Origin of the sequence: Helicobacter pullorum NCTC 12824 (assembly GCF_017979475.1) — a bacterium.
In the GTDB taxonomy this organism is placed as follows: Bacteria; Campylobacterota; Campylobacteria; order Campylobacterales; family Helicobacteraceae; genus Helicobacter_D; species Helicobacter_D pullorum.
This window is the reverse complement of record NZ_JAERIT010000014.1, coordinates 1-22,358: the sequence shown is the minus strand read 5'-3', so window position 1 is coordinate 22,358 and position 22,358 is coordinate 1. Positions and strand designations below refer to the sequence as shown.

16 protein-coding genes are annotated in these 22,358 nt (G+C 35.2%); 15 read left to right on the top strand and 1 reads right to left on the bottom strand.

Features of this window, described 5'->3' with window-relative positions:
* The first annotated feature begins 125 nt into the window (after nucleotides 1–125).
* The 14 genes from yajC (at nucleotide 126) to JJQ98_RS08215 (ending at nucleotide 15,820) form a co-directional block, all read left to right on the top strand.
* The gene (yajC, locus tag JJQ98_RS08280; protein ID WP_005022939.1) at nucleotides 126–395 is read left to right on the top strand and encodes a preprotein translocase subunit YajC; all 270 of its coding nucleotides are present in this window, start codon (nucleotides 126–128) and stop codon (nucleotides 393–395) included.
* 5 nt (nucleotides 396–400) lie between these two features.
* On the top strand, nucleotides 401–1,978 hold the full coding sequence (secD, locus tag JJQ98_RS08275) for a protein translocase subunit SecD (RefSeq protein ID WP_065827723.1): 1,578 nt from the start codon (nucleotides 401–403) through the stop codon (nucleotides 1,976–1,978).
* A complete protein-coding gene (secF, locus tag JJQ98_RS08270; protein ID WP_005022945.1) occupies nucleotides 1,978–2,949 on the top strand; it encodes a protein translocase subunit SecF in 972 nt (323 codons plus the stop codon). The genes secD and secF overlap by 1 nt, the downstream gene beginning before the upstream one ends.
* A 9-nt stretch (nucleotides 2,950–2,958) precedes the next feature.
* Nucleotides 2,959–3,300, top strand: a complete 342-nt coding sequence (locus JJQ98_RS08265) for a DUF6394 family protein (RefSeq protein ID WP_005022949.1) — start codon at nucleotides 2,959–2,961, stop codon at nucleotides 3,298–3,300.
* Between the two features lie 10 nt (nucleotides 3,301–3,310).
* Nucleotides 3,311–5,749 (top strand): leucine--tRNA ligase, encoded by a 2,439-nt coding sequence (leuS, locus tag JJQ98_RS08260; protein WP_151104758.1) that lies wholly within the window; start codon nucleotides 3,311–3,313, stop codon nucleotides 5,747–5,749.
* The gene (gene lptE, locus JJQ98_RS08255) at nucleotides 5,749–6,249 is read left to right on the top strand and encodes an LPS assembly lipoprotein LptE (RefSeq protein WP_054195790.1); all 501 of its coding nucleotides are present in this window, start codon (nucleotides 5,749–5,751) and stop codon (nucleotides 6,247–6,249) included. Before leuS ends, lptE begins: the two co-directional genes overlap by 1 nt.
* Nucleotides 6,249–7,403 carry a diguanylate cyclase domain-containing protein gene (locus JJQ98_RS08250; RefSeq protein ID WP_151104757.1) on the top strand — a complete coding sequence of 385 codons (1,155 nt, stop codon included), beginning with the start codon at nucleotides 6,249–6,251 and terminating at the stop codon, nucleotides 7,401–7,403. The genes lptE and JJQ98_RS08250 overlap by 1 nt, the downstream gene beginning before the upstream one ends.
* A complete protein-coding gene (locus JJQ98_RS08245; protein ID WP_151104756.1) occupies nucleotides 7,400–8,536 on the top strand; it encodes a Mur ligase family protein in 1,137 nt (378 codons plus the stop codon). The genes JJQ98_RS08250 and JJQ98_RS08245 overlap by 4 nt, the downstream gene beginning before the upstream one ends.
* Nucleotides 8,533–9,462 carry a M23 family metallopeptidase gene (locus JJQ98_RS08240; RefSeq protein ID WP_005022961.1) on the top strand — a complete coding sequence of 310 codons (930 nt, stop codon included), beginning with the start codon at nucleotides 8,533–8,535 and terminating at the stop codon, nucleotides 9,460–9,462. Before JJQ98_RS08245 ends, JJQ98_RS08240 begins: the two co-directional genes overlap by 4 nt.
* The gene (locus tag JJQ98_RS08235; RefSeq protein ID WP_054195793.1) at nucleotides 9,381–9,824 is read left to right on the top strand and encodes a bactofilin family protein; all 444 of its coding nucleotides are present in this window, start codon (nucleotides 9,381–9,383) and stop codon (nucleotides 9,822–9,824) included. The genes JJQ98_RS08240 and JJQ98_RS08235 overlap by 82 nt, the downstream gene beginning before the upstream one ends.
* On the top strand, nucleotides 9,811–12,837 hold the full coding sequence (gene mfd / locus JJQ98_RS08230; protein ID WP_151104755.1) for a transcription-repair coupling factor: 3,027 nt from the start codon (nucleotides 9,811–9,813) through the stop codon (nucleotides 12,835–12,837). The genes JJQ98_RS08235 and mfd overlap by 14 nt, the downstream gene beginning before the upstream one ends.
* 1 nt (nucleotide 12,838) lies before the next feature.
* The gene (locus JJQ98_RS08225) at nucleotides 12,839–13,660 is read left to right on the top strand and encodes a TIGR00282 family metallophosphoesterase (protein WP_054198508.1); all 822 of its coding nucleotides are present in this window, start codon (nucleotides 12,839–12,841) and stop codon (nucleotides 13,658–13,660) included.
* Between the two features lie 8 nt (nucleotides 13,661–13,668).
* Nucleotides 13,669–15,537 (top strand): menaquinone biosynthesis decarboxylase, encoded by a 1,869-nt coding sequence (locus tag JJQ98_RS08220; protein ID WP_151104754.1) that lies wholly within the window; start codon nucleotides 13,669–13,671, stop codon nucleotides 15,535–15,537.
* A gap of 124 nt (nucleotides 15,538–15,661) precedes the next feature.
* The gene (locus JJQ98_RS08215) at nucleotides 15,662–15,820 is read left to right on the top strand and encodes a hypothetical protein (protein WP_210670814.1); all 159 of its coding nucleotides are present in this window, start codon (nucleotides 15,662–15,664) and stop codon (nucleotides 15,818–15,820) included.
* A 94-nt stretch (nucleotides 15,821–15,914) separates the two neighbouring features.
* Here the strand turns inward: JJQ98_RS08215 and JJQ98_RS08920 are convergent, their stop codons facing one another.
* Entirely contained in the window at nucleotides 15,915–16,046 is a 132-nt protein-coding gene (locus JJQ98_RS08920) for a hypothetical protein (RefSeq protein ID WP_257005485.1), read from the bottom strand.
* On the opposite strand from JJQ98_RS08920, the gene JJQ98_RS08210 reads away from it, so the two are divergent.
* Nucleotides 16,024–22,358: S-layer family protein (locus JJQ98_RS08210; RefSeq protein ID WP_210670813.1), on the top strand; the 6,335-nt coding region annotated here is incomplete at its 3' end. The two genes, JJQ98_RS08920 and JJQ98_RS08210, sit on opposite strands and share 23 nt — an antisense overlap.

Sequence of the window (22,358 nt, the reverse complement as noted above, 5' to 3'; positions counted from 1 at the left end):
GTGAATTTGATTTGTGTTTGGGGTGGAAATTACTTCCAAAAGAAAATAACAGATTTATTTAGTAAATAATTAACAAATAAATGGTAGAATCTCACCTCAATTTTATTTTAGAGAGGTTAGCACTTATGGAAAATGCTGGAAATATCTTTACACAACTTTTACCTTTGATTGTCTTAATTGCAATTTTTTATTTCTTGATTATTCGCCCTCAACAAAAGCAGGCAAAGAATCATCGTGAAATGATTGCTTCTTTGGACAAAGGGGACAAAATTGTCACAAGTGGTGGTTTTATTGTAGAAGTAGTAAAACGCGAAGAAGATTATTTTATGGTGCGTTTAAATGACGATACGATTGTAAAATTGGCAAAAGATTATGTTGCCAAAAAGGCTGAATAAGAATTATGAAAAAAAGTTTCAATAGTAAATTATTTTTTTTCATCATCGCAGCATTGTTTGGGATTGCTCTATCTATCCCTTCTATTTTTCAGACACAAGGACCTAAAATTACTTTGGGACTTGATTTGCAAGGTGGATTAAATTTATTGCTTGGTGTTAAAACAGAAGAGGCGATTAAAACGCGTTATTCTTCTTTGGCTTCAGGGATAAATTTTTATGCTCTAGAAGAACAAATTTTGCTTGATGGGTTAAGCGCTCAAGAAGATAGTGTGAGTTTTGAATTATTAGATTCGAATGAAAAGACAAAAATTGATAATTACCTTAAAGAAATACAAGGTTTGAATGTGAGTGAAAATAATTTGAAATATACTATTACTTTCACCGAAGTAGAAATTATCAATATTGAAAACTATGCAATTGAGCAAGCAATAGGAAATATTAGGAATCGTTTGGATCAATTTGGACTTTCTGAGCCGAGTGTTACTAAGCAAGGGGAAGATTCTATTTTGGTGCAATTACCCGGGATTAAAACTCAAGAAGAAGAACAAAGGGCATTAGAGCTTATTTCTAAAGGCGGACATTTGCAAATGATGGCTGTTGATGAAGCAAGAAATGCAAGAGTTAATACAATGACGCCATTAGAGGCGGAATCTTATGGAGATGTGATTTTGCCTTTTGTGAATAATCCAAACCAAAAAATATTGCTTAAAGCTATCCCTATTTTAGATGGTGCAATGCTAACAGATGCAAGGGCTGCTTATGACCAAAATGGACAGCCTATTATTAATTTTACGCTCAATGCACAAGGTGGCAAGATTTTTGGGGATTTTTCTGGGAAGAATGTCGGGAATCGTATGGCAGTTGTGCTAGATGGGAAAGTGTATTCTGCACCTGTGATTCGTGAGAGAATCGGCGGTGGTAGTGGGCAAATTAGTGGTGGATTTAGCGTGCAAGAAGCAAGCGATATTGCTATTGCACTAAGAAGCGGTGCTTTGCCTGCACCCATTACTCTATTAGAAAAACGCAGTGTGGGACCAAGTCTTGGGGCAGATAGCATTAAGGCTTCTATGATAGCTTTGATTAGCGGGGCTGTGCTTGTTATTGTATTTATGATATTTTATTATGGTATTGCTGGAATTATTGCTAATCTTGCAATGGTGGTAAATATTTTATTAGTAATTGCTGTTATGGCGCTTTTTAGTGCGACGCTAACTTTGCCGGGTATGGCTGGAATCATTCTTACAGTGGGTATGGCTGTGGATGCAAATGTGATTATCAATGAGCGGATTAGAGAGGGCTTTAGGGCTGGAGAAAATTTCATTAAATCTATGGAAAATGGTTATGCTAATGCCTCAAGGGCAATTTTTGATTCTAATCTCACTTCTTTGATAGCTGCTGTTTTGCTTTATATGTGTGGGACAGGAGCGATTAAAGGCTTTGCTATTACGATGAGTATTGGGATTGTTGCTTCTGTTATTACTGCTATTGTTGGAACTCATGGTATTTTTAGAATGTTGCAAAATAGAATTATCAAATCCGGTAATTATGCTCTTTGGTTTGGATATAAAGAAAGGAAAGTATAATGGAATTTTTTAGACACAATAAAATTTATGATTTTGTAAAATGGTCAAATTATGGAATTATACTTTCTGCAATTTTATTTGTGGGTTCTTTGTTTTTGTTTTTTAAGCCCGGATTTACTTTGGGAGTAGATTTTGCGGGTGGGACGATTGTCCAAATTCAATACAAAGAGATTGCACCATTAGCACAGATACGAGAAAAATTAGAGAGTGTTGAAAGCTATAAGGGCGCACAAGTAAGCGAGTTTGGAAGCCCACAAGAGATATTAATTAGACTTTCGGTTGCAACTTCTAATGTCAATCAAAACATTGGTGAAGAAATCGCAGAGTTACTCAAAGATACAGGGGATTTACAAATACGCCGTGTAGATGTAGTGGGACCAAAAGTTGGAAATGAGCTAAAAGAAAAAGGGATTTTGGCATTAACTTTGGCTTTGATTTCGATTATGGTTTATGTTGCTTATCGCTATGAATGGCGTTTTGCTTTGGCAAGTATTTTGGCATTGGTGCATGATGTTGTGATTGCTGCTGGGGCAGTTATTTTGTTTGATGTTGATTTGAGTTTGGAAGTCATTGCAGCACTTTTGACGCTTATTGGTTATTCTATCAATGATACTATTATTATTTTTGATAGAATCCGCGAAACTATGAGTGTAAAGGCGAGCAATGACTTAAAAGCAGTGGTTAATGAAGCCTTATCGGCAACTTTGTCTCGGACAATGCTAACTTCATTGACAGTGTTTTTTGTAGTTTTGACGCTTTATTTGTTTGGTGGTGAGATTATCAAAGGATTTAGTTTGCCTATGTTGGTTGGTTCTATTGTTGGAAGTTATAGCTCGATTTTTGTTGCAAGCAAACTCGTAATGCTTTTAGGTTTTGATTTGAAAAAATATCACCAAAAACTTGTAGAAAATGAACGCAAAGCATTAGAAAAAAAGAAAATGCGTGAAATGTATGAGAGAGGAAGATTATAGGAGGTTTTTATGGACTGGGGCAAGGTAATTTATATCTTTTTTGTTTTGATGAGTTTGACCTCTACCATTGGATTTTTGTGGGAGCAAAATATTGTAATGCTTTTTATAGCCGGAGGAGTAAATATCATTTCTACCATTCTAAAAATAGGGGTTAGGAATTATATGTCTGCTGAATTAATGGCGGCTTCTTTGGTGGCAGATTTGCATTTAATACCTGCTTTTATTTATATGCAAGTTTTAAATAATGCTAATGTTGCAGTGGCACTCGCACTTGGAGCATTGGTTGCTAATATTGTTTCTATTATTTTTCTTGCAATTGAGAGTATAAAAAAATATGATGATTTTAATTGAGGAATAACTAATGGAATATAATGCAAAAGTAATCGAGAAAAAATGGCAAGAATTTTGGGAAAAAACTAATGCTTATGAACCCAAAGAAGACAAAAATCTTCCTAAAAAATATATTTTAAGTATGTTTCCATATCCGAGTGGAAATATTCATATGGGGCATGTGAGGAATTATTGTATTAGCGATGCAATTGCAAGAAATTATCGCAAACAAGGCTTTAATGTTTTGCACCCTATTGGTTGGGATGCTTTTGGAATGCCTGCTGAAAATGCAGCAATCAAAAACAAAACTCACCCAAAACAATGGACTTATGCAAATATAGAAAATATGAAAAATCAACTTTATTCTTTGGGATTTTCCTTTTCTAAAACGCGTGAGTTAGCTACTTGTGATTTGGAATATTCCAAATGGGAGCAATCTTTATTTATCGATATGTGGGAAAAGGGCTTAATCTACCGCAAAAAAGGCTATTTGAATTGGTGTCCTAATGATCAAACGGTTTTGGCTAATGAACAAGTAATTGAAGGAAAATGTTGGCGTTGTGATACTCAAGTAGTCCAAAAAGAAATGTATCAATATTATATTAAAATCACAGATTACGCCGAAGAATTGTTGCGTGATTTGGATACTTTGGAGGGCAAATGGCCTAATCAAGTATTGACAATGCAGAGAAATTGGATTGGAAAATCTCGCGGATTGAGTTTTTCTTTTGCATTAGAAAAAAAATGTGGAGAGTTTGATTCTTTGGAGGTTTTTACGACTCGCCCTGATACAATTTTTGGGGTAAGTTATTGTGCTTTGGCACCAGAACATTCTTTGGTAAAAACACTGATTGCAAATAACGAACTAAGCCTCAATATAAAAGATGAAATTGAAAAAATGCAAAACACTTCTGTGCGTGAGAGATCTCAACAAGAAAAAAGGGGAGTGCCTCTAGGAATCTACGCAATCAATCCTCTAAATGGCGAAAAAATACCGCTTTGGGTAGCAAATTTTGTTTTAATGGATTATGGAAGTGGAGCGGTAATGAGTGTCCCTGCCCATGATGAAAGGGATTATGAGTTTGCAAAAAAATACAATTTGCCTCTTAAACAGGTTATCCAAAAAGAGGGGGAAGAGACAGCATTGCCTTATTGTGAAAGCGGAAAAATCATCAATTCTGGTAAATACGATGGATTGGATTCAAATATCGCCAAAGAAAAAATTATCGAATATTTTGAAAAAAATTCACTAGGAAAAGCGGTAATACAATTTAAATTGCGTGATTGGGGTGTTTCAAGACAAAGATATTGGGGGACTCCTATCCCTCTTATCCATTGTGAGAAATGTGGAATTTTGCCTGAAAATAAGGACAATTTGCCTGTGGCATTGCCTGAAGATGTAGTGATTGATGGAGAGGGGAATCCACTTGATAAACATTCAAGCTGGAAACATTGCGCTTGTCCTAAATGTGGCAATAAAGCCTTGAGGGAGACTGACACACTAGATACCTTTGTAGAATCAAGTTGGTATTTTTTGCGTTACACAACGCCCAAAGAATTGCGAGACAAAATGCTTTTGAGCCCAGAAGATGAAAAGTATTGGATGGGAGTTGATGAGTATATTGGCGGGATTGAGCATGCTATTTTGCATTTATTGTATTCAAGATTTTTTACCAAAGTATTGCGAGATTTGGGATATACCAAAATAAGTGAGCCGTTTTTGCATTTATTGACGCAAGGAATGGTTACAAAAGATGGTGCAAAAATGAGTAAATCCAAAGGCAATGTAGTTGATCCTCAAGAAATCATTGAGCAATATGGAGCAGATACCGCTAGGCTTTTTATACTTTTTGCTGCTCCGCCAGTGAGGGAATTAGAGTGGAATGATTCTGCATTAGAGGGGGCTTTTAGGTTTATTAAAAGATTGAGTGCAAAAATAGAGAATGCCTCCAAAATGGAATCTTTACCAGAAATTGATACAAAAGGACTTTCAAAAGCCGAAAAATATGCTAGAAAAAAGGTTTATGAAGCACTTAAAAAATCAAATGAAACTTTTATCCATGAGAATGGATTTGCCTTTAATACATTAATTGCTGCTTGTATGGAAGCATTGAATGCTTTGAGTGAGCAGGACAATCAAGCAGTTTGGAGTGAGGGTTATTTTATCTTGTTGCATATTTTAGAGCCAATCATTCCTCATATTTGTTGGGAGCTAAGTGAGCAGTATTTTGGGCTTGAAAATTTTAAATTTATTTCAATAGATAACGATGCCCTAAAAGAAGATTCTATCACTCTTGCAATTACAATCAATGGAAAACGAAGAGATGAGATTGAAACTTCTTTGGACGCAAGCAAAGAAGAGATTTTAAGCCTTGCAAAAGAAAAGGTGGCAAAATGGTTGGAGGGGAAAAACATAACCAAAGAGATTGTTGTGCCAAATAAATTAGTTAATTTTGTGGTGCAGGGATAATGAAAAATTTTCTTTATGCTTTGGTGGCTTGTTTATTTTTTGTTGGTTGTGGTTATCAGCCAATAGCCCATCAAGCTAATAAAGCCTTTGGTGGCAAGATCTTTGTAGAAGTGAAAATCTCTCTTAGAGATCCTCAAAATAGCATAACACTCAAAGATGAAATCTCCAAAAGCATTTTTGAGCGATTGCATGCTAGGGTTGTAGATAAAAAGGAAGCAACTTCTATCATAGAAGTAGAATTGCAAAGCGTGAGTTTTAGCTCTTTGGCAGAAAACACAACAGGTTTTGCAACTTTCTATCGTTGTGAAGCGGTGGTTAAGTTTAAATACACCAATCAAATCACGCAAAGCACTCGAATCTTTACCAAAAAAGGCTATTATAATTTCTCGCTTGGAACTTCCTCTATTATTACAGATTCTGCAAGAATAGAAGCAATTGATGAAGCGGTTATTCAAGCACTTGATGGGTTTATTTCACAAGTAGGAATTGAAACCTTTTAATGCAAAGTATCCAAAATATCGCTAGGGAAGCATTAAAACAGCTTTTAAGAGAGGGGAAAAGTCCAACTCCAGATGCTTATGCAGAGGCATTTTATAATTATGCTAGAAAAAAGGGTATTAAAATCGGAGAGGAAAATTCTGCACTCAAAAGTATGCTATCTGTGCTTGATGAGGAAATAAAAGATACTCTTTTAAGTCAAGAATTTAAAAACAAAGATGAATGGATTATTTATCTTGTGAGAATGCTTAATCAATTTTATTTTTACAAAAAGAACTTTACTACACAATTAGAGATACTTAGGATTCTTTTGCGACTTCTTGCTAATTGTCCGCAAAAGGAAATTAGCTCACTTGCCAAAGGACAGCTTTTAGAGCTTGATAATTCTAATTTGCAAAATATGCAAATATGGAAAGAAAGGTGGAATGAGCAGGTTAGAAAAACTCCAGAAATTGTTGGCAAAGAGGGTGAAGTTTTGGCGATGATGAGTGAGTTTCAAATTGATAATTTGGATTTTAAAGAATGGCAATGTGAGCTTAAAGAATATCTTAAAGAGCAAAAGATTCCAGCACAAACTCCAAAAATTATGTCCAAACTAGAAGAGGTTTTGAAGAAAAATCTAAATGCAAATACCTCAAGTCCAAATAATCACAATACCCTTCAATACCACTCTAGCGATGCTTTGCCACTTGATTCTATGACAACTCTAATTAGCAAAGAGGGAATGCAAAAGGTTTTGGAATTTGCCGAAGAAGAATACCAAAAAAGCCACAAAAACTATTCAATCATTGTATTTGGTATAGTTTCTTATCACAAAATCGTTGAATCTTTTGGGAGTGAAGCAGGAAAGCGGATTTTGGCGACACTTGGGAGATTGCTAAAAGAATATAGCACACAAAGCGATTTGATTGCGTATTATAGCAAAGAGGAGTTTTTGGCGTGTTTGCTAGATAGAAGCAAGGAAGAAGCGATAGATTTTATCCAAACATTGAGCGAAATTGTCAAAAAAAGTATTTTTATGTATCAAAAAACGCGTATCCATATCGAGCTTAGTGCGCAAATTTCTTATCGCGAAGATGAAGAGAGTATGCAAAAAATGCTAGAGATAACCCTTGAATCTTTTCAAAACAATAAAGACAATAAAGGAATCTTGTGAATGCTTTAATGGAATTTTTAGACAAAAAAGGGCAGGAATATGCACCTTTTGAGCCAAAACGCGCTCCAGAGATTCTAGCTTTATTAAATCTCACACTTCCCAAAAAGCTTAAAGTGATTCATATTATCGGGACTAATGGCAAAGGAAGCACAGGGAGATTTTTAGCCTTAATGCTTTATCAAAAAGGCTTTAATGTAGGGCATTTCACCTCGCCGCATTTACTCAATTTCAATGAACGCTTTTGGCTTAATGGCAAGAATCTAGCCGATGAGATTTTACAAAAAGCATTTTTGGAGCTGGATTTTACATTATTAAAAGAAGCAAGCTATTTTGAAGTTTTGACATTTTTAGCTTTTAGGGTTTTTGGGGATTGTGATTATTTGGTGTTGGAAGCGGGGCTTGGAGGGGAGTTTGATTCTACGACAACTTGTTTTAAGCGAGACTTGACGCTTTTTACGCACATTGGAATTGACCATCAAGAGTTTTTGGGAGAAACCATAGAAGAAATTGCTACAACCAAACTTAATGCAATGAGCAAAAAGGCTATTTTGGGAATACAAAGTGATTTAGCGATTGTTATGCTTGCCAAAAAAATAGCACAAGAAAAACAAGCCAATTTGCAGATTTTGGAAAAACAAGATATTTTGTCATCTATTAAAGAGTATTGCAAAAAACACGCCTACCCAAAATATCAAGAAGAAAATCTAACTTTGGCGTATTTTGGGCTTAAGGCATTAGGGCTTGATATGGCTTTAGAATCTTTGGCAAAGCTGGATTTAATGGGGAGAATGCAAAAAATCTCACACAATATTTGGCTAGATGTTTTGCACAATCCAAGTGGAGCAAGAGCTATTTTGCAAAATTTTAGCAAAGAAAAATATGTTTTAGTCTATAATTCGTATTTTGATAAAAACCCAAAAGAAATTTTAAGTATCTTAAAACCTATTATCAAACGCATAGAAATTATGGAAGTGGATAACCCCCGCATAATTCCAAAAGAAGAATTAAAAAATATTTTAAGAGAGTTGAGAGTGGAATTTAGTGATTTTGTAAGTATTAAAGATGATGAAAAATATTTGGTATGTGGCTCATTTAGCGTGGTGAGTGAATTTTGCAAAAGAAGTAAAATATGAAGAATCGCTTTGTTGTAACGATTACAGATATTAATGGTTCTAAACAATACAATATCCATCAATATGTTAAGCAAATTATTCTTTATGTTATTTTATTTGTTGTGGTGATTTTCTTTTTTAGTGCGATTTCTATTCAATTATTGCTAAAAGAAGTCAAGCAGATTGAAACTAAACGCGATTTAATGCAGCAAGAATTTTTAAAAATCAATGAAAAAAATGAGCAATTACAGGCTTTAATCGATGAGAAAACCGAAGAATTAGTAAAAGTTTCTGATAAAATAGAGGATTTAGAGGGAATTGTAGGGATAGATAAGCAGGTTTATGAGCAAGATTTAAGCCTAATGGAAAGAGTAGATTTAGCAAGCATTACAGGTGCTCAAAAAGCATTTGTTATGCAGCTTATACCAAATGGTGCGCCCATTAGAGGGGAATACCGAATTACTGCTTCTTGGGGTTCAAGGTTGCATCCTATCTTAAGACGCACCCATTCTCATACAGGTATAGATTTTGGAATGCCTATTGGTACCCCTATTTATGCACCTGCTGATGGAGTGGCTGATTTTACTAGCACAGGTTATAATGGTGGCTATGGAATTATGGTAAAATTAGAACATTCCTTTGGATTTAAAACCTTTTATGCACATTTAAGCAAAATTGTCGTGAAACGCGGTGATTTTGTGAGACGAGGGCAGTTGATTGCTTATTCTGGAAATTCCGGGAGAAGCACAGGACCGCATTTGCATTATGAGATTCGTTATTTGGGACGCGATTTAAATCCAAAGCCATTTATTGAATGGACTATGCGGGATTACACGCAAATTTTTGAAAAGGAGAAAAACATAAAATGGCAATCTTTACTAACAATGATAAACAAACTATCGGAAATTCGGGAAACACCAGTATTATCTCGCAGGGAACAAGAATAAAAGGAGATATTGTAAGCGAGTGCAATTTGCATATTGATGGGAGCTTGGAGGGCAGTATCATCGCAAAAAGCAATGTGGTAATTGGCAAAAGTGGCAATGTCAATGGAAGTATTAATGCAGAACATTTAGTGGTAAGTGGTAAGCTAATGGGGAATTGCGAATGTGCTATTGTTGAGATTCTTCCACAAGGCAGAATCGAAGGAGAAGTGAGAGCAAGAGAGCTTATCATCGAAAAAACTGCAGAATTTGTCGGACATAGCATTACACACAAAGATAATGAGATTAAACATTCTTTTGATAAAAGCAAAAATATTCCTAGCAATACACCAAAAAAAGTTGAGAATGTAGGTGATACAAAGTAGTTTTTATGAATTTTTCAAAACTCATTTAAGGGATTTTCAAGAAAAATACCAAAATGGCTTAATCTGCCTTACAAAGGACAAAAATGACGCACAAAAATTGGCAGATGTAGCTAGTTTTTTGGGAATACAATCCTTTGTGTTGGAGGATTTAAGAGCTGTTTTTGGGGAGGATTTGCGAAGCTATCAAGAGGAGCTTAGAGAGATTTTAAACACGCTTAAAAACTTCTATATGGCAAATTCACCAAAAATCCTTTTTTCCCCTTTGCAAACTTTGCTCAATCCTATGCCAAAATTAGAGGCTTTAGAGGGGTTTAGCATTGGCTTTGGGGAGAGTTTGGAGCTTAGAGAGTTTCAAGAGACTTTATTACATTTTGGGTATGAGTTTGTAGAGCTGGTAGAAATGAGCGGCGAGGTTTCAATACGGGGAGATATTATTGACTTATTTTTGCCAAATTATGAGAATCCTATCCGCCTTTCACTCTTTTGTAATGAAATTGAAAGTATTAGATTTTTTGATGTGCAAACGCAGTTATGCTTTCAAGAAGAAATAGAAAAACTCGAGATTCTTCCTGCCTTTTTTAATCTTAGTGCCAAATCCTATGAAGAGCTTTTGAGTAAAATCCAAGAAGCCAATATCGAAAATTCTTTACATTATCAAGGGAATTTAATCGCAGCTTATGGGCTTTGGTTTTTGGAAGAAAAACAGAATTTATTAGAAATTTACCCTTATCTCAAAGCACCCAACATTCAAGGTTTGCTGGATGAATTATTGAGTTTCCAAGAGCAAAACAAAGAGTTATTAAAGCGGATTTTAGAGCACAAAAGTATAGAAGTTAGCCAAAATTATGAAGATTTTGAATGTGCTTTTAGAAATATTCCTACTTTTTTAGAATTTCACAAAAACAAAAAAATCACGATTATTGCAAAGACTGAAAGCCTAATACGACAGGCTGGAATCTCTTTGGGCGAGCATAAAGAATATCAGCTGGTTTTGGGCAAAGATTATGGAATCTGGATTTTGGGCAAAGATGAGTTGATTTTGTCACTCAATACCAAAACCAAACAAAAGAAAAAATTTGCCAATAAAATCCTCATTGATGAACTTAAAGTTGGCGATTATGTGGTGCATATTGATTATGGTGTGGCACTTTTTAATGGGATTGTGCAAGCAAATATTTTTGGTGCTACAAGGGACTTTATCGAGCTTAAATATTTGGGGGAAGACAAGCTGCTTTTGCCTGTGGAAAATCTCGATAGAATCGACAGATATATCGCTGATGGTGGGATTCCGATATTAGATAAACTCGGCAAAGGTTCGTTTGCAAGATTAAAAGAAAAAGTAAAAGAAAAACTATTTGTCATCGCAAATGGCATTATCGCCCTAGCTGCCAAAAGAGAGCTAATTGATGGCATTGTTTTGGATACCAATAAAGAGGAAATTTTGATTTTTCAAAATCAAAGTGGATTTGTCTATACAAAAGACCAAAGCAAAGCTATTGAAGAGATTTTTAAGGACTTATCAAGCGGTAGGGTTATGGATAGGCTTTTAAGTGGTGATGTGGGCTTTGGCAAGACAGAAGTGGCTATGAATGCGATGTTTGTAAGCTATCTAAGCGGGTATCAATCCGCCATTATCACGCCTACGACTTTACTTGCCTATCAGCATTATTTGACGATTAAATCGCGTTTTGAATCGTTTGGGATTAAGATTGCAAGGCTTGATAGATATATCAGCACAAAAGAAAAAAAGGCGATTTTAGAGGGATTAAAAGATGGCACCATTCATGCAGTGGTAGGCACACACGCTCTTTTGAATGTGAGTTTTAAGAATCTTGCTTTGATTGTGATTGATGAGGAGCATAAATTTGGAGTGAAGCAAAAAGAAAGAATCAAAGAAATCGCTCAAAATACGCATTTGCTTTCTATGTCAGCTACACCTATCCCAAGAACTCTCAATATGGCACTCTCTCATATCAAAGGCTTAAGTGAGCTAAAAGAAGCACCAAGCCAAAGATTACCCACAAGGACTTTTGTCAAAGAATATAGCGATTCTTTACTCAAAGAAGTGATACTAAGAGAACTAAGACGCGGTGGGCAGGTGTTTTATATCCACAATAATATCTCTACAATCAATCAAAAAAAAGAAGAAATTTTGACTATTTTGCCCCATCTCAAAATTGCGATTTTGCACTCTCAAATCCAAGCACAAGAGTCAGAAAATATCATTATGGAGTTTGCAAAAGGCAATTTCAATCTCTTGCTTTGCACTTCTATTGTTGAATCAGGCATTCATCTCCCTAATGCAAATACGATTTTGGTGGGTAGAAGTGATTGTTTTGGCATTGCAGATTTGCACCAGCTAAGAGGGAGAGTAGGGCGAGGGAGCAAAGAGGGATTTTGCTATTTTTTGATAGAAGATTCAAGCTCTATCACACAAGAAGCACAAAAACGCCTTTTGGCATTAGAAAAAAACGCCTATCTAGGAAGTGGTGGTGCTTTGGCTTACCATGATTTAGAGATTAGGGGAGGCGGAAACTTGCTAGGCGAGGCACAAAGTGGGCATATCAAAAATATCGGTTATTCGCTTTATCTAAGAATGCTAGAAGAAGCTATCTATCAATTAAGCGGAAATATCAAAGAAGAAAAAGCAAATATTGATGTAAAATTAAGTGTTACAGCGTTTTTAAATCCCGAGTTGATTGCATCAGAGAAGTTGCGATTAGAGATTTACCGCCGACTTTCAAGGTGCGAAGAAGAAAGTGCAGTATATGGGATTGAGTCAGAGATTGAAGAGCGTTTTGGGGCGTTAGATATTTATACCAAACAATTCATTGCTTTAATTGTCATCAAAATAAAAGCAAGAAAACAAGGAATAATAAATATCCTAAATTATCAACAAAATATCACTTTTGTAGATTTACAAGGCGAGAAAACGACTATCGCTGCAAAAAGCAAAGATGAAGAAGATATTTTGGAATCTGTGATGAAGTATTTAGAAAGCTTAAAGGGATAAAATGCGTTTTGGATTTATCGGGGATATTGTAGGGAAAGTTGGTAGAAATTTGGTAAAAGATTATATCCAAGAAGCAAAAAGGACTTATAAGCTAGATTGTATCATCGCAAATGGCGAGAATGCAAGCCATGGATTTGGATTGAGTGTTTCTACCTTTTTGGAACTCCAAAGCTATGGGGTGGATATTTTTACAGGTGGGAATCACATTTGGGACAAAAAGGACATTTTCCCCTTTTTATCGCAAGAAGATTCGGTGATATTGCGTCCGCATAATTATCCACAAGGTGTAATGGGAAGCGGAATTTATCGCAAAGAGATTGAGGGAGAATCCTTTGCAGTGCTAAATCTTATGGGGCATTTTGGTATGCCACAATGTGATAATGCCTTTATCTGTGCAAAAGAGGCAGTAGAATCTCTCCACAATCAAGGGATAAAAAATATTATTATTGATTTTCATGCAGAAGCCACGAGTGAAAAAAGAGCAATGTTTATGATGCTAAAAGGCAAAATAGGTGCGATTCTTGGGACGCATACGCATATTGGGACAGATGATTTAGAGATTTTTGAAGGGACTTTTGGTGTGAGCGATGTGGGAATGAGTGGAGCAAGAGAAAGTGTGATTGGTATGGAGATTGATGAGCCGATACAAAGATTTTTAAATGGCTTGCCAAATCGCCTAAGAATCCCAGAGGGCAAGGGTATCCCAACTATTTTTCAAATGATAGTTTTTGAACTAAAAAATGGCAAATGCACAGAAGCCTTCAAGCTCAAAGCAGTTGATGGAGGCAGTTTGCAAGAAACCTTAAGGGCATATAGCAAATAGGAGGAATTATGAGACAAACATTAGATTTATTAAAAGCACACAATGAGCTAAAAATCATCACAGAACCTTTAGACATAGAGTTAGAAATCCCTCATTTAGCTTATTTGGAAGTAAAAAAGCCAGATTCCAAAGCCCTACTTTTTACTAATCCAACAAGAGGCAATACAAGCTTTGAAATACCGGTTTTGATGAATCTTTTTGGGAATTTTAAGCGAGTAGAATTGCTAATAGGAAACACTCAAGAAATTGCAAAAGAAATCGCATTTATGCTAAAACTAAAACCTCCCAAAAACTTTCAAGAAGCCCTCAAATTTCTTCCACGATTGCTAAATTTACGACACTTAAGCCCCAAAATCCTAAACACAAGAGGGCTATGCCAAGAAGTGATAAAAACAAACAAAGAAATTGATTTAACTTCACTTCCGATTCTCAAAACTTGGAGTGATGATGGCGGAGCCTTTATCACTATGGGGCAGTGTTATACCCAAAGCCTTGATGGAAGTGTGAAAAATCTCGGAATGTATCGTTTGCAAGTGTATGATAGGAATCATCTAGGATTGCATTGGCAGATTCACAAAGATTCTGTGGGGATTTTTGAAGAATACAAAAAGGCAAAGCAAAAAATGCCTGTAAGCATCGCTATTGGAGGGGACCCTCTTTATACTTGGTGTGCGACCGCTCCCTTGCCTTATGGTATGTTTGAACTTATGCTTTATGGTTTTATCAAAAAACGCAAGGCAAAAATGGTGAAATGCGTAAGCAATCCGCTTTTTGTGCCTTATGATAGCGATATTGTGATTGAAGGTTATGTGGATACAGAAGTGCTAAGAGATGAGGGGAGATTTGGCGACCATACCGGATTTTATACGCCCATCGAGCCTTATCCGGTGCTAGAAGTCAGTGCGATTACACACAAGCAAAACCCCATTTATCTTGCAACCGTTGTGGGCAAACCGCCTTTGGAAGATAAATATCTAGGCTACCCCACAGAGCGGATTTTCTTGCCACTTTTGCAGACGACTACGCCCTCTTTGGTGGATTATTATATGCCCGAAAATGGCGTATTTCACAATCTCATTTTAGCCAAAATCAAAGCTAGATTCCCAAGCCAAGCCAAGCAGAGTATGCACTCTTTTTGGGGAGTAGGGCAGATGAGTTTTGTCAAACATGCTATTTTTGTGGGCGAAGATTCTCCAAGCCTTCATACAAGTGAAATTATCCCTTATATTTTAAATCGCTTTAGTGTCAAAAACTGCCTTTTTAGCGAGGGGGTTTGCGATGCACTTGATCATTCCTCACCTAGTTTTGCCGAAGGTGGCAAACTAGGGATTGACTGCACAGGAAATGAAGTAGAAAATCCGCCTTTGGAGATTTTGGACAATCAAGATTTATTAGACAATCTCTCTTCTATCATTCCTTTATCTAAGACACTAAGGCAGTATTTCTTAGATACCAAAAATCCTATCACACTTCTAGGAGTGCAAAAGGACAGCCATTCTCTACAAAAATTTCTCAAAAAATCCGCCTTTGCTAATTTGCAAAAACATTTAAGAATCCTCATTTTGCTTGATGATTCCAAAAACGACTTAGAAAACCTCTATATGATACTTTGGCGTGTGGTAAATAATATCGATTCCAAAAGAGACATTAGGATTTTGGGAGAAATAGTAGTCATTGACGCAACCGATAAGAATGCCGATGATGGTTACCACAGAGAGTGGCCCAAAGAGACAGATTGCGATAGCAAAACATTAGAATCTTTAGCCCAAAAGGGATTATTAAATGATTTTAGTCAAGAGAGTTTAGAGGAATTTTATCGCAAATACCATATTGACAAATCTTATTCTACGCTTTTGGATTCTAATCAAAGCTCGTAAATTTAGTATTTAGAATGGATTAAAATATAAATTTTTTATGTTTTATTGGATAAAAATTGAAGTTGATATAAAATAATTATAATTTTTTCGTAATCATCAATACAACTAATTATAAGGATAACAAATGCCAAATACAAACAATACAAACTCTAATCCCTCTGTGGGGGGGGGGGGGCTTCCCTTGTCTAATACAAACACTATCTCTCAACAAAGGAACACTATGCAAACAAATCACTCTACAATAGCGGGGGGGGGGGGCAATCTCTCAATAATCAATCCCTAGAAAATCCAAAAAATGCTAAAGGTTTAGATTCTAAATCCAAAACAAACAAAGCTTTAGAATCTCAAAATCCAAACAAGATTCAAACTGCCAAGATTCAAGATTCTAAAATACAATTAGAATCTAATCCCAAAGATTTAGCAAAATTAGAATCCAACTCCCCAAAATTAAAAGATTCTAAGGTTTCTAAAACCTCCAAAGATTCAATGAAATTAGAATCTAGCCCCAAACTAGATTCCAAAACTTCCCAAAAATCAAATTCAAAATCCAAATCACCAAAGATTCAAAGAGCTAAAACTAGTGATTCCAAAAAACTCACAAATTCCCAAAAATCCAAAATAAAATCCTTTATCCGCACAATTCCGATTTCTATTGCTTTGGCTTCAGCATTAGCTTCTCCTTTGGCGGCTGGTTGGAATAATAGTGGTAATGGAACTTTTAATTGCAGTGGAGATACTTGCACTTTGTCTGCTAATAAAAGTAGTGGCTATATTCAATATAACAATAATGGAAATGGCACACATTTGACAATTAATAGTATTATATTTAGGGGAGAAGGTGCCGGTGTTATAGGGTATAGCAATAATAACTCGTTGATTGGTATTAGAGCTACTGGAGCTGGGACTATTACAAACAATGGAACGCTTCAAGCAACAAAGTCTGGGCGTGTTGTAGGGATTGAAGCAAATGGTAGAGTGGAACATATTATTAATAATGGAACTATGACTTCTAATGCTTATACTGCTTTTATGCTGTTTGGTAAGGCTGGGACAATTGAAAATAATGGCACGATTCAAGTTACAGGTGCAACTCAAAATTGGCATGCAATTTATAGTATTGAAACAAGTAGTAGTCAATTTGATAGTTTTATTTTTGCTAATCAAAGCAAAACAGAAACAACAGGAAGTCGGCACCGTAATATTATTTTTATTAAAGATGATGTTGGAAATCGTGAAATAATTGGGAGCATTCTTTCTAAAGATAGTGCAGTATTAAGGGGGAATTTTACATTTGATCAAGGCACTATTGGAAATATTACTTTTCAAGATTCTGCAAGTATGGCAGGTAATATTTCTTTGGCTAATTCTGCCAGAATCACTAATGGAATTGCAATCCATGATTCTGGGACTATTGCTGGTAATATTTCTTTGGCTGGAAGCTCTGCTATTACTAATGGAATCACTATTGGTGGAAATTCTGCTAGTGGAAGTGGTAGTAATGCAACTTTGACAGGTAATATCTCCCTAGCTGGTCGATCTAGCATTTCAAAGATACTCATTGATGGTTCTAATATGGGTGGTAGTGGGGCAAATGGCACTCCAAAACTAGATGGAGATATCACACTCAATACAAGCAATGAAATCACAAATGGAATCACCATCGCAAATGGTGGAACATTGGATGGTAATATCAACGCTCGAAATTCTTCTCGTATCGGTGGAATTGCAATTAACAATGGAAGTTTGATAGGTAATATATCACTAACGAACAATGCAGGAATACAAAATGGTATTGTCCTTGATTCTGCAAATATGACAGGGAGTATTTCTCTTTCAACTGCGAGTGGTGGCGGTAATATAACCATAGATAGTATTAATATCGGTAATGGTTCTACGATGGAAGGCGATATTTCTGTGGTGGGTAATTCTCAGATTACAGATTCTATTGCTATTGCTGGAACTCTTGATGGTAATGTCAAGGTAGCTTGGGGAAATGCTAGTTATAATGGAACAATCAATCAAATGGATATAAGTGGTGTAATTACTCAAAAAGTGCAGCTTGATAATAAAGCAAAAATCGCTACTTTAAATCTAAATGGTGGAACAATCACAGGGGGTATTAATTTTCAAGGGCTTACAACAAATTCTAATGACGATACTGCAACAATCGATAATTTAACGCTAAGCAATGATGCCTATATCAGTGGTATAGATATAGGTAATACTAGTGGTGGTAACGCAAAAGGTGTAATCTCAAATCTTACCCTAAATAATGATGCTTCTATCGGAAGCATTGTCAATAATAGAGGAACCATCTCAGAACTTACCCTAAACAATGATAGCACCATCACAAATGGAATCACAAATGCAGTTGAAGGTAATATAGGCACAATCACTTCTAATACAGGAACTAATGTTAATAATACAATCAAGAATGAAGGAACTATCGCTAAATTAGAAGTCAAAAATGGAAACACTAGTGGCGGTAATGGAGGAACTATCAATTATATTGGGAGTGGTATTGTTACAGAGGAAATAAGTGTCGCAGGTGGTGCTACTCTCTCTATTGCTGGCGGAGCTGGAACGATTACATTAGATAGTAATACTGGCTCTAGGCTTAATTTATTAGCAAATTCTATTTTTCAAGGTAGTCTTAAAAATGCAGGAAGTATTAGCACTTGGAATAATGTCAGCAATATTCAAGGGAGCTTTATCAATGATACTAATGCAAATATCGGTAGTTTAAGTGCAGGACAAATTACAGGAACTCTACTCAATAAAGGTAATATTGGGGACTTGACTATCGATAATGTAGTGGGGACTTTGAATAATGAATCAGAGATTACAACTTTGAGTGTGCAAAGTGAGATTACTCAAGGGATTTTAAATAGTGGAAATATTCAAACTCTCACGCTTGAAAATAGTGCAGATTTGGGAAGTGTTGGGGTTAGCAATAGTGGTGTGATTACAAGCTTGAATAACCATAAAGCTGGTATGCAAATCACTAATACTCGAGGTATTGGGACTTTGGCAGTTTATGCAAACACAACCTATGCCGGAGCTGGAAGTATCACAAATGCTTTAAAGGTTACAGGAAGCTCAACTCAATTTACTATTAGCAATAACAATAGTGGTGTTACAAATACCCTAACTCTTACTAATACTGCTGGTGCTAATTCAGTAAAAACCATTACTAATGAGGGAGCTATTATAGGGAATCTCATCAATACCCTAACCACTGATTGGATAGGTGGAACACTTGAAGGTGATTTCAAAAATAATAGCGGTGCAACACTTCAAAGCCTCTCAAATGGAACAATTACAGGGAATCTAACTAATGAAGGCTCTATTGTTAGTTTAGATAGTGGAACGATTGGAGGTTCTTTAGATAATCGAACACAAGGAATTATTGATACTTTGAATTCTAGTGTTGTAGGAAATCTCTCTAATGCTGGTGTGGTTAAAGATTTTATTGTTGATAGTGATATGGATTATACAGGCAATGGAAGCATTACTAATTCTTTGGTGGTAGAAAAGAATAATAGTGGAAATGGCTATACGCTTACAATTGGAAATAATGGAACTGGAAATCTAAACTTCAAAGCAACAAATGGAACGATTGGCAATGCAGGAACTATCAATGGTAATATCACTAACCTTGATACTTCTACCATTAAAAACTTTGTCAATGAAAGCACAGGTAAAATTGCTGGAAATATTATCAATAGTGGAATCATCACTAGCTTTACAAACTCTGGAAGCTTTGATGGTGATTTAACCAATAATGGAAATATCACTAACTTTATTAATTCAGGAAACTTTACAGGCAATATTACTAATATTGCAGGTGACACCATTAGCAACTTTAATAACCAAGGAAGTATCACAGGGAATATTAATAACTCTGGAACTATTCTTGACTTTAATAACGCAGGAACTATCAATGGAACATTAACTAATAATGCAAACATTGGTGATTTTACAAACTCTGGAAGCATTAAAGAATTTAAAAATGAAGGATTGATTGCTTTTTATGAAAATAATGGAATCATTGGTAGCTTCAATAATACAGGAATCATCTATGGAGTATTAAACAATAAAGTCATTAATGGTAATTTTGAAAATGTTGCTACTGCTTTAAAAAATACAGGAACTATTAGTGGAAATGTTGAATTAGTGGGGAAAGAAGGAGATTGTGGTAGTAATAGTGGTACTATTTGCAAACTTTCTGGTTTATGGAATGAGGGAACCATCACTGGAACTTTCACAAATGAAGCTAATAAAACTATTGATTCTGTTATCAATGGAAGCAATAGTCAAACTAATATCAATGCCGTTCTTAATAATGGTATTGCTAATAGTGGAACAATTAATCAGATACATAACTACAACAATGGAACAATCAATAATGGTATTACCAATGATGGAATAATTACAAATATAACTAACTACAACAAAGGCACTATCAATGGAGGTATTACTAACTCTTCTCAAATTGGAATGATAAATAATACAGGGTTGATTACAGGCAATCTTACTAATAAAGCTAACTCCATTATCACAACCATCAACACAGGAAGTATCACAGGAAGTATTACTAACTCTGGAGAGATTACTACACTAAAAGTTACAGGAAATGTTGATCATGGAATCACAAATAATTCAAACATTACAAATTTAACCATTGACAAAGGCGTTATTTTAGGAAATAATGGAATCACAAACAATGCAGCAATTGGAAATTTCACTAATAATGCAAATATTACTTATAGTGGAAGTGGAAGCATTACAGGGAATTTTAGTAATGCTAAAGATTCTACAATAACACTGAATAATAATAATAATTTAATTTTAAATGGCAAGGACAACACCTTTAACAACAATGGAATCTTAAAGGGAACAATTAGTAATATTGGAGCTTTAGCAAGCTTTACTAACACAGGAAGTATCACAGGCTTAGAGAGTGGAAATATCACAGGACTACTTAGCAACAGCAATACAGGAATTATTGATAATCTTGTAGTTGATGGTAATGTTTCACAAATGCAAAATGATGGAAACATTGGAAGCCTTGATATTCAAAAAAACCTTAATTATAGTGGAAGTGGAAGTATTACAGATTCTATTAATATTGCAAGTAGTACAACTCTTACAACTAATGGAATCACCCTCAATGCAACTAATGGTAGTGTAAATAATGAAGGTATTCTTGCAGGTACTTTAACTCTAAAGGGAAGCTCTAATAGCGTTACAAACTCTGGAAGCATTACAACTATCATCAATAATGCAGATAATAGTAGTCTAACTAATAATTCCAACATTGGCTCTTTAGCTGTGTATGGAAATCTAACTTACAATGGCAATGGAAGTGATAGAATCACTCAAGCCTTAGAAGTAGCAAAAAATAAAACTTTAACTATTCAAAATAATGGAACTCTCTCTTTTAATTCTAAAAATGGAATCATTAACAATCTAGGAACCATTGCAGGTAATCTTGCAAATGTAAGTAATTCTACTCTTGATACTTTTAATAATAGTGGAAGGCTTAATGGAAATATCACAAACAAAACCAATTCTACTATCACAAACTTTACAAACTCAGGAACCATTACAGGTAATTTATACAATGAAGGACACATTGGTACATTAACTAATAAAGGAACAATGGGAACTATCTATAATACAAGTAAAAACACGATTAAAAATCTACTCAATGATAAAAATTCTGTTATTGCAGGAATTGATAATAGCGATGGTAGATATGATTTAATCCAAAATCAAGGAACTATCTTAGGTGATATTGATAACAATGATGGAACCATTACTAAGCTTGAGAATGCTAATAGTGGAACCATTACAGGACAAATAATTTCTAATGGTTCTAGCAATATTGGAACAATCATGAATGCAGGGATAATTAATTCCTCTCATACAATGAATGATAGTGATATTCAAAATGCCTCTAATGATGCTATCTCTTTAAATACTATCTCTAATGTAGTAACTGCCATTGCTAATTCTGGAAGTATCAATGGAAATGTAAGGGTAGCAGGTAATTCTGAAGTTGATTTAATCCAAAATTCTAGCACCATTGCTGGTTGTATTATCCTAGAGGGTGGTAAAATAGGAAAAATCAATAACACTAATGGAGCAACTGCAAATTGTATGAGCTTTAGTGGTGGAGCTAATGTAGATAATCTTAATAATAGTGGAACTATTAAAGATAAAATCACTAATGATTCTGGAAACATTACTGTTAATAATAGTGGAAGTGGATTTATAGGTGGAATTACTACAAGCAATGGAGGAAATACAACTATTATCAATGGTGGAATAGAGGGTAACACAGTTAAGCCCGGTGGTCATATTGGAGCTATTAGCAATACAGGAAGTAATTCTAATACCCACATTGATGGTTGGACACTAGATAATCCAGACAATCCAAAAAATCCTATTATCATAGCAAATGGTAGCAATACAGATGGAATCCATTTAAAAGAAGATTCTATCTTTGTAGAAGGAAATCTTGAAAGTGGAAAAATCTATAATTATCATAGCTATATTCAAAATGAAGATAAAAAACCTATCGGACAAGATTTTAGTCAAGATGATGAACTCTTTAATGCTTTAACCTTTATTGATATCTTTAATCCAACAGATAATGGAGATGGAACTTTTAGCGTAGGCTTAGACACTAAAGAACTCTCCGGTAAAACCCTAGGTGCTTCTTTAATCTATTCCTCAAGAATGCGTCAGATTGATACTAATAATATGCTAAGAGAAATTAATGTTAAAAACTTTAAAACAGACTTTGAAATATT

What these genes read in the sequence shown, in the direction of transcription:
- secF (WP_005022945.1), top strand. Translation starts at nt 1,978, where the DNA reads ATGGAATTTTTTAGACACAATAAAATTTATGATTTTGTAAAATGGTCA.
- JJQ98_RS08225 (WP_054198508.1), top strand. Translation starts at nt 12,839, where the DNA reads ATGCGTTTTGGATTTATCGGGGATATTGTAGGGAAAGTTGGTAGAAAT.
- JJQ98_RS08215 (WP_210670814.1), top strand. Translation starts at nt 15,662, where the DNA reads ATGCCAAATACAAACAATACAAACTCTAATCCCTCTGTGGGGGGGGGG.
- JJQ98_RS08265 (WP_005022949.1), top strand. Translation starts at nt 2,959, where the DNA reads ATGGACTGGGGCAAGGTAATTTATATCTTTTTTGTTTTGATGAGTTTG.
- yajC (WP_005022939.1), top strand. Translation starts at nt 126, where the DNA reads ATGGAAAATGCTGGAAATATCTTTACACAACTTTTACCTTTGATTGTC.
- JJQ98_RS08220 (WP_151104754.1), top strand. Translation starts at nt 13,669, where the DNA reads ATGAGACAAACATTAGATTTATTAAAAGCACACAATGAGCTAAAAATC.
- secD (WP_065827723.1), top strand. Translation starts at nt 401, where the DNA reads ATGAAAAAAAGTTTCAATAGTAAATTATTTTTTTTCATCATCGCAGCA.
- leuS (WP_151104758.1), top strand. Translation starts at nt 3,311, where the DNA reads ATGGAATATAATGCAAAAGTAATCGAGAAAAAATGGCAAGAATTTTGG.
- JJQ98_RS08235 (WP_054195793.1), top strand. Translation starts at nt 9,381, where the DNA reads ATGGCAATCTTTACTAACAATGATAAACAAACTATCGGAAATTCGGGA.
- lptE (WP_054195790.1), top strand. Translation starts at nt 5,749, where the DNA reads ATGAAAAATTTTCTTTATGCTTTGGTGGCTTGTTTATTTTTTGTTGGT.
- JJQ98_RS08250 (WP_151104757.1), top strand. Translation starts at nt 6,249, where the DNA reads ATGCAAAGTATCCAAAATATCGCTAGGGAAGCATTAAAACAGCTTTTA.
- JJQ98_RS08240 (WP_005022961.1), top strand. Translation starts at nt 8,533, where the DNA reads ATGAAGAATCGCTTTGTTGTAACGATTACAGATATTAATGGTTCTAAA.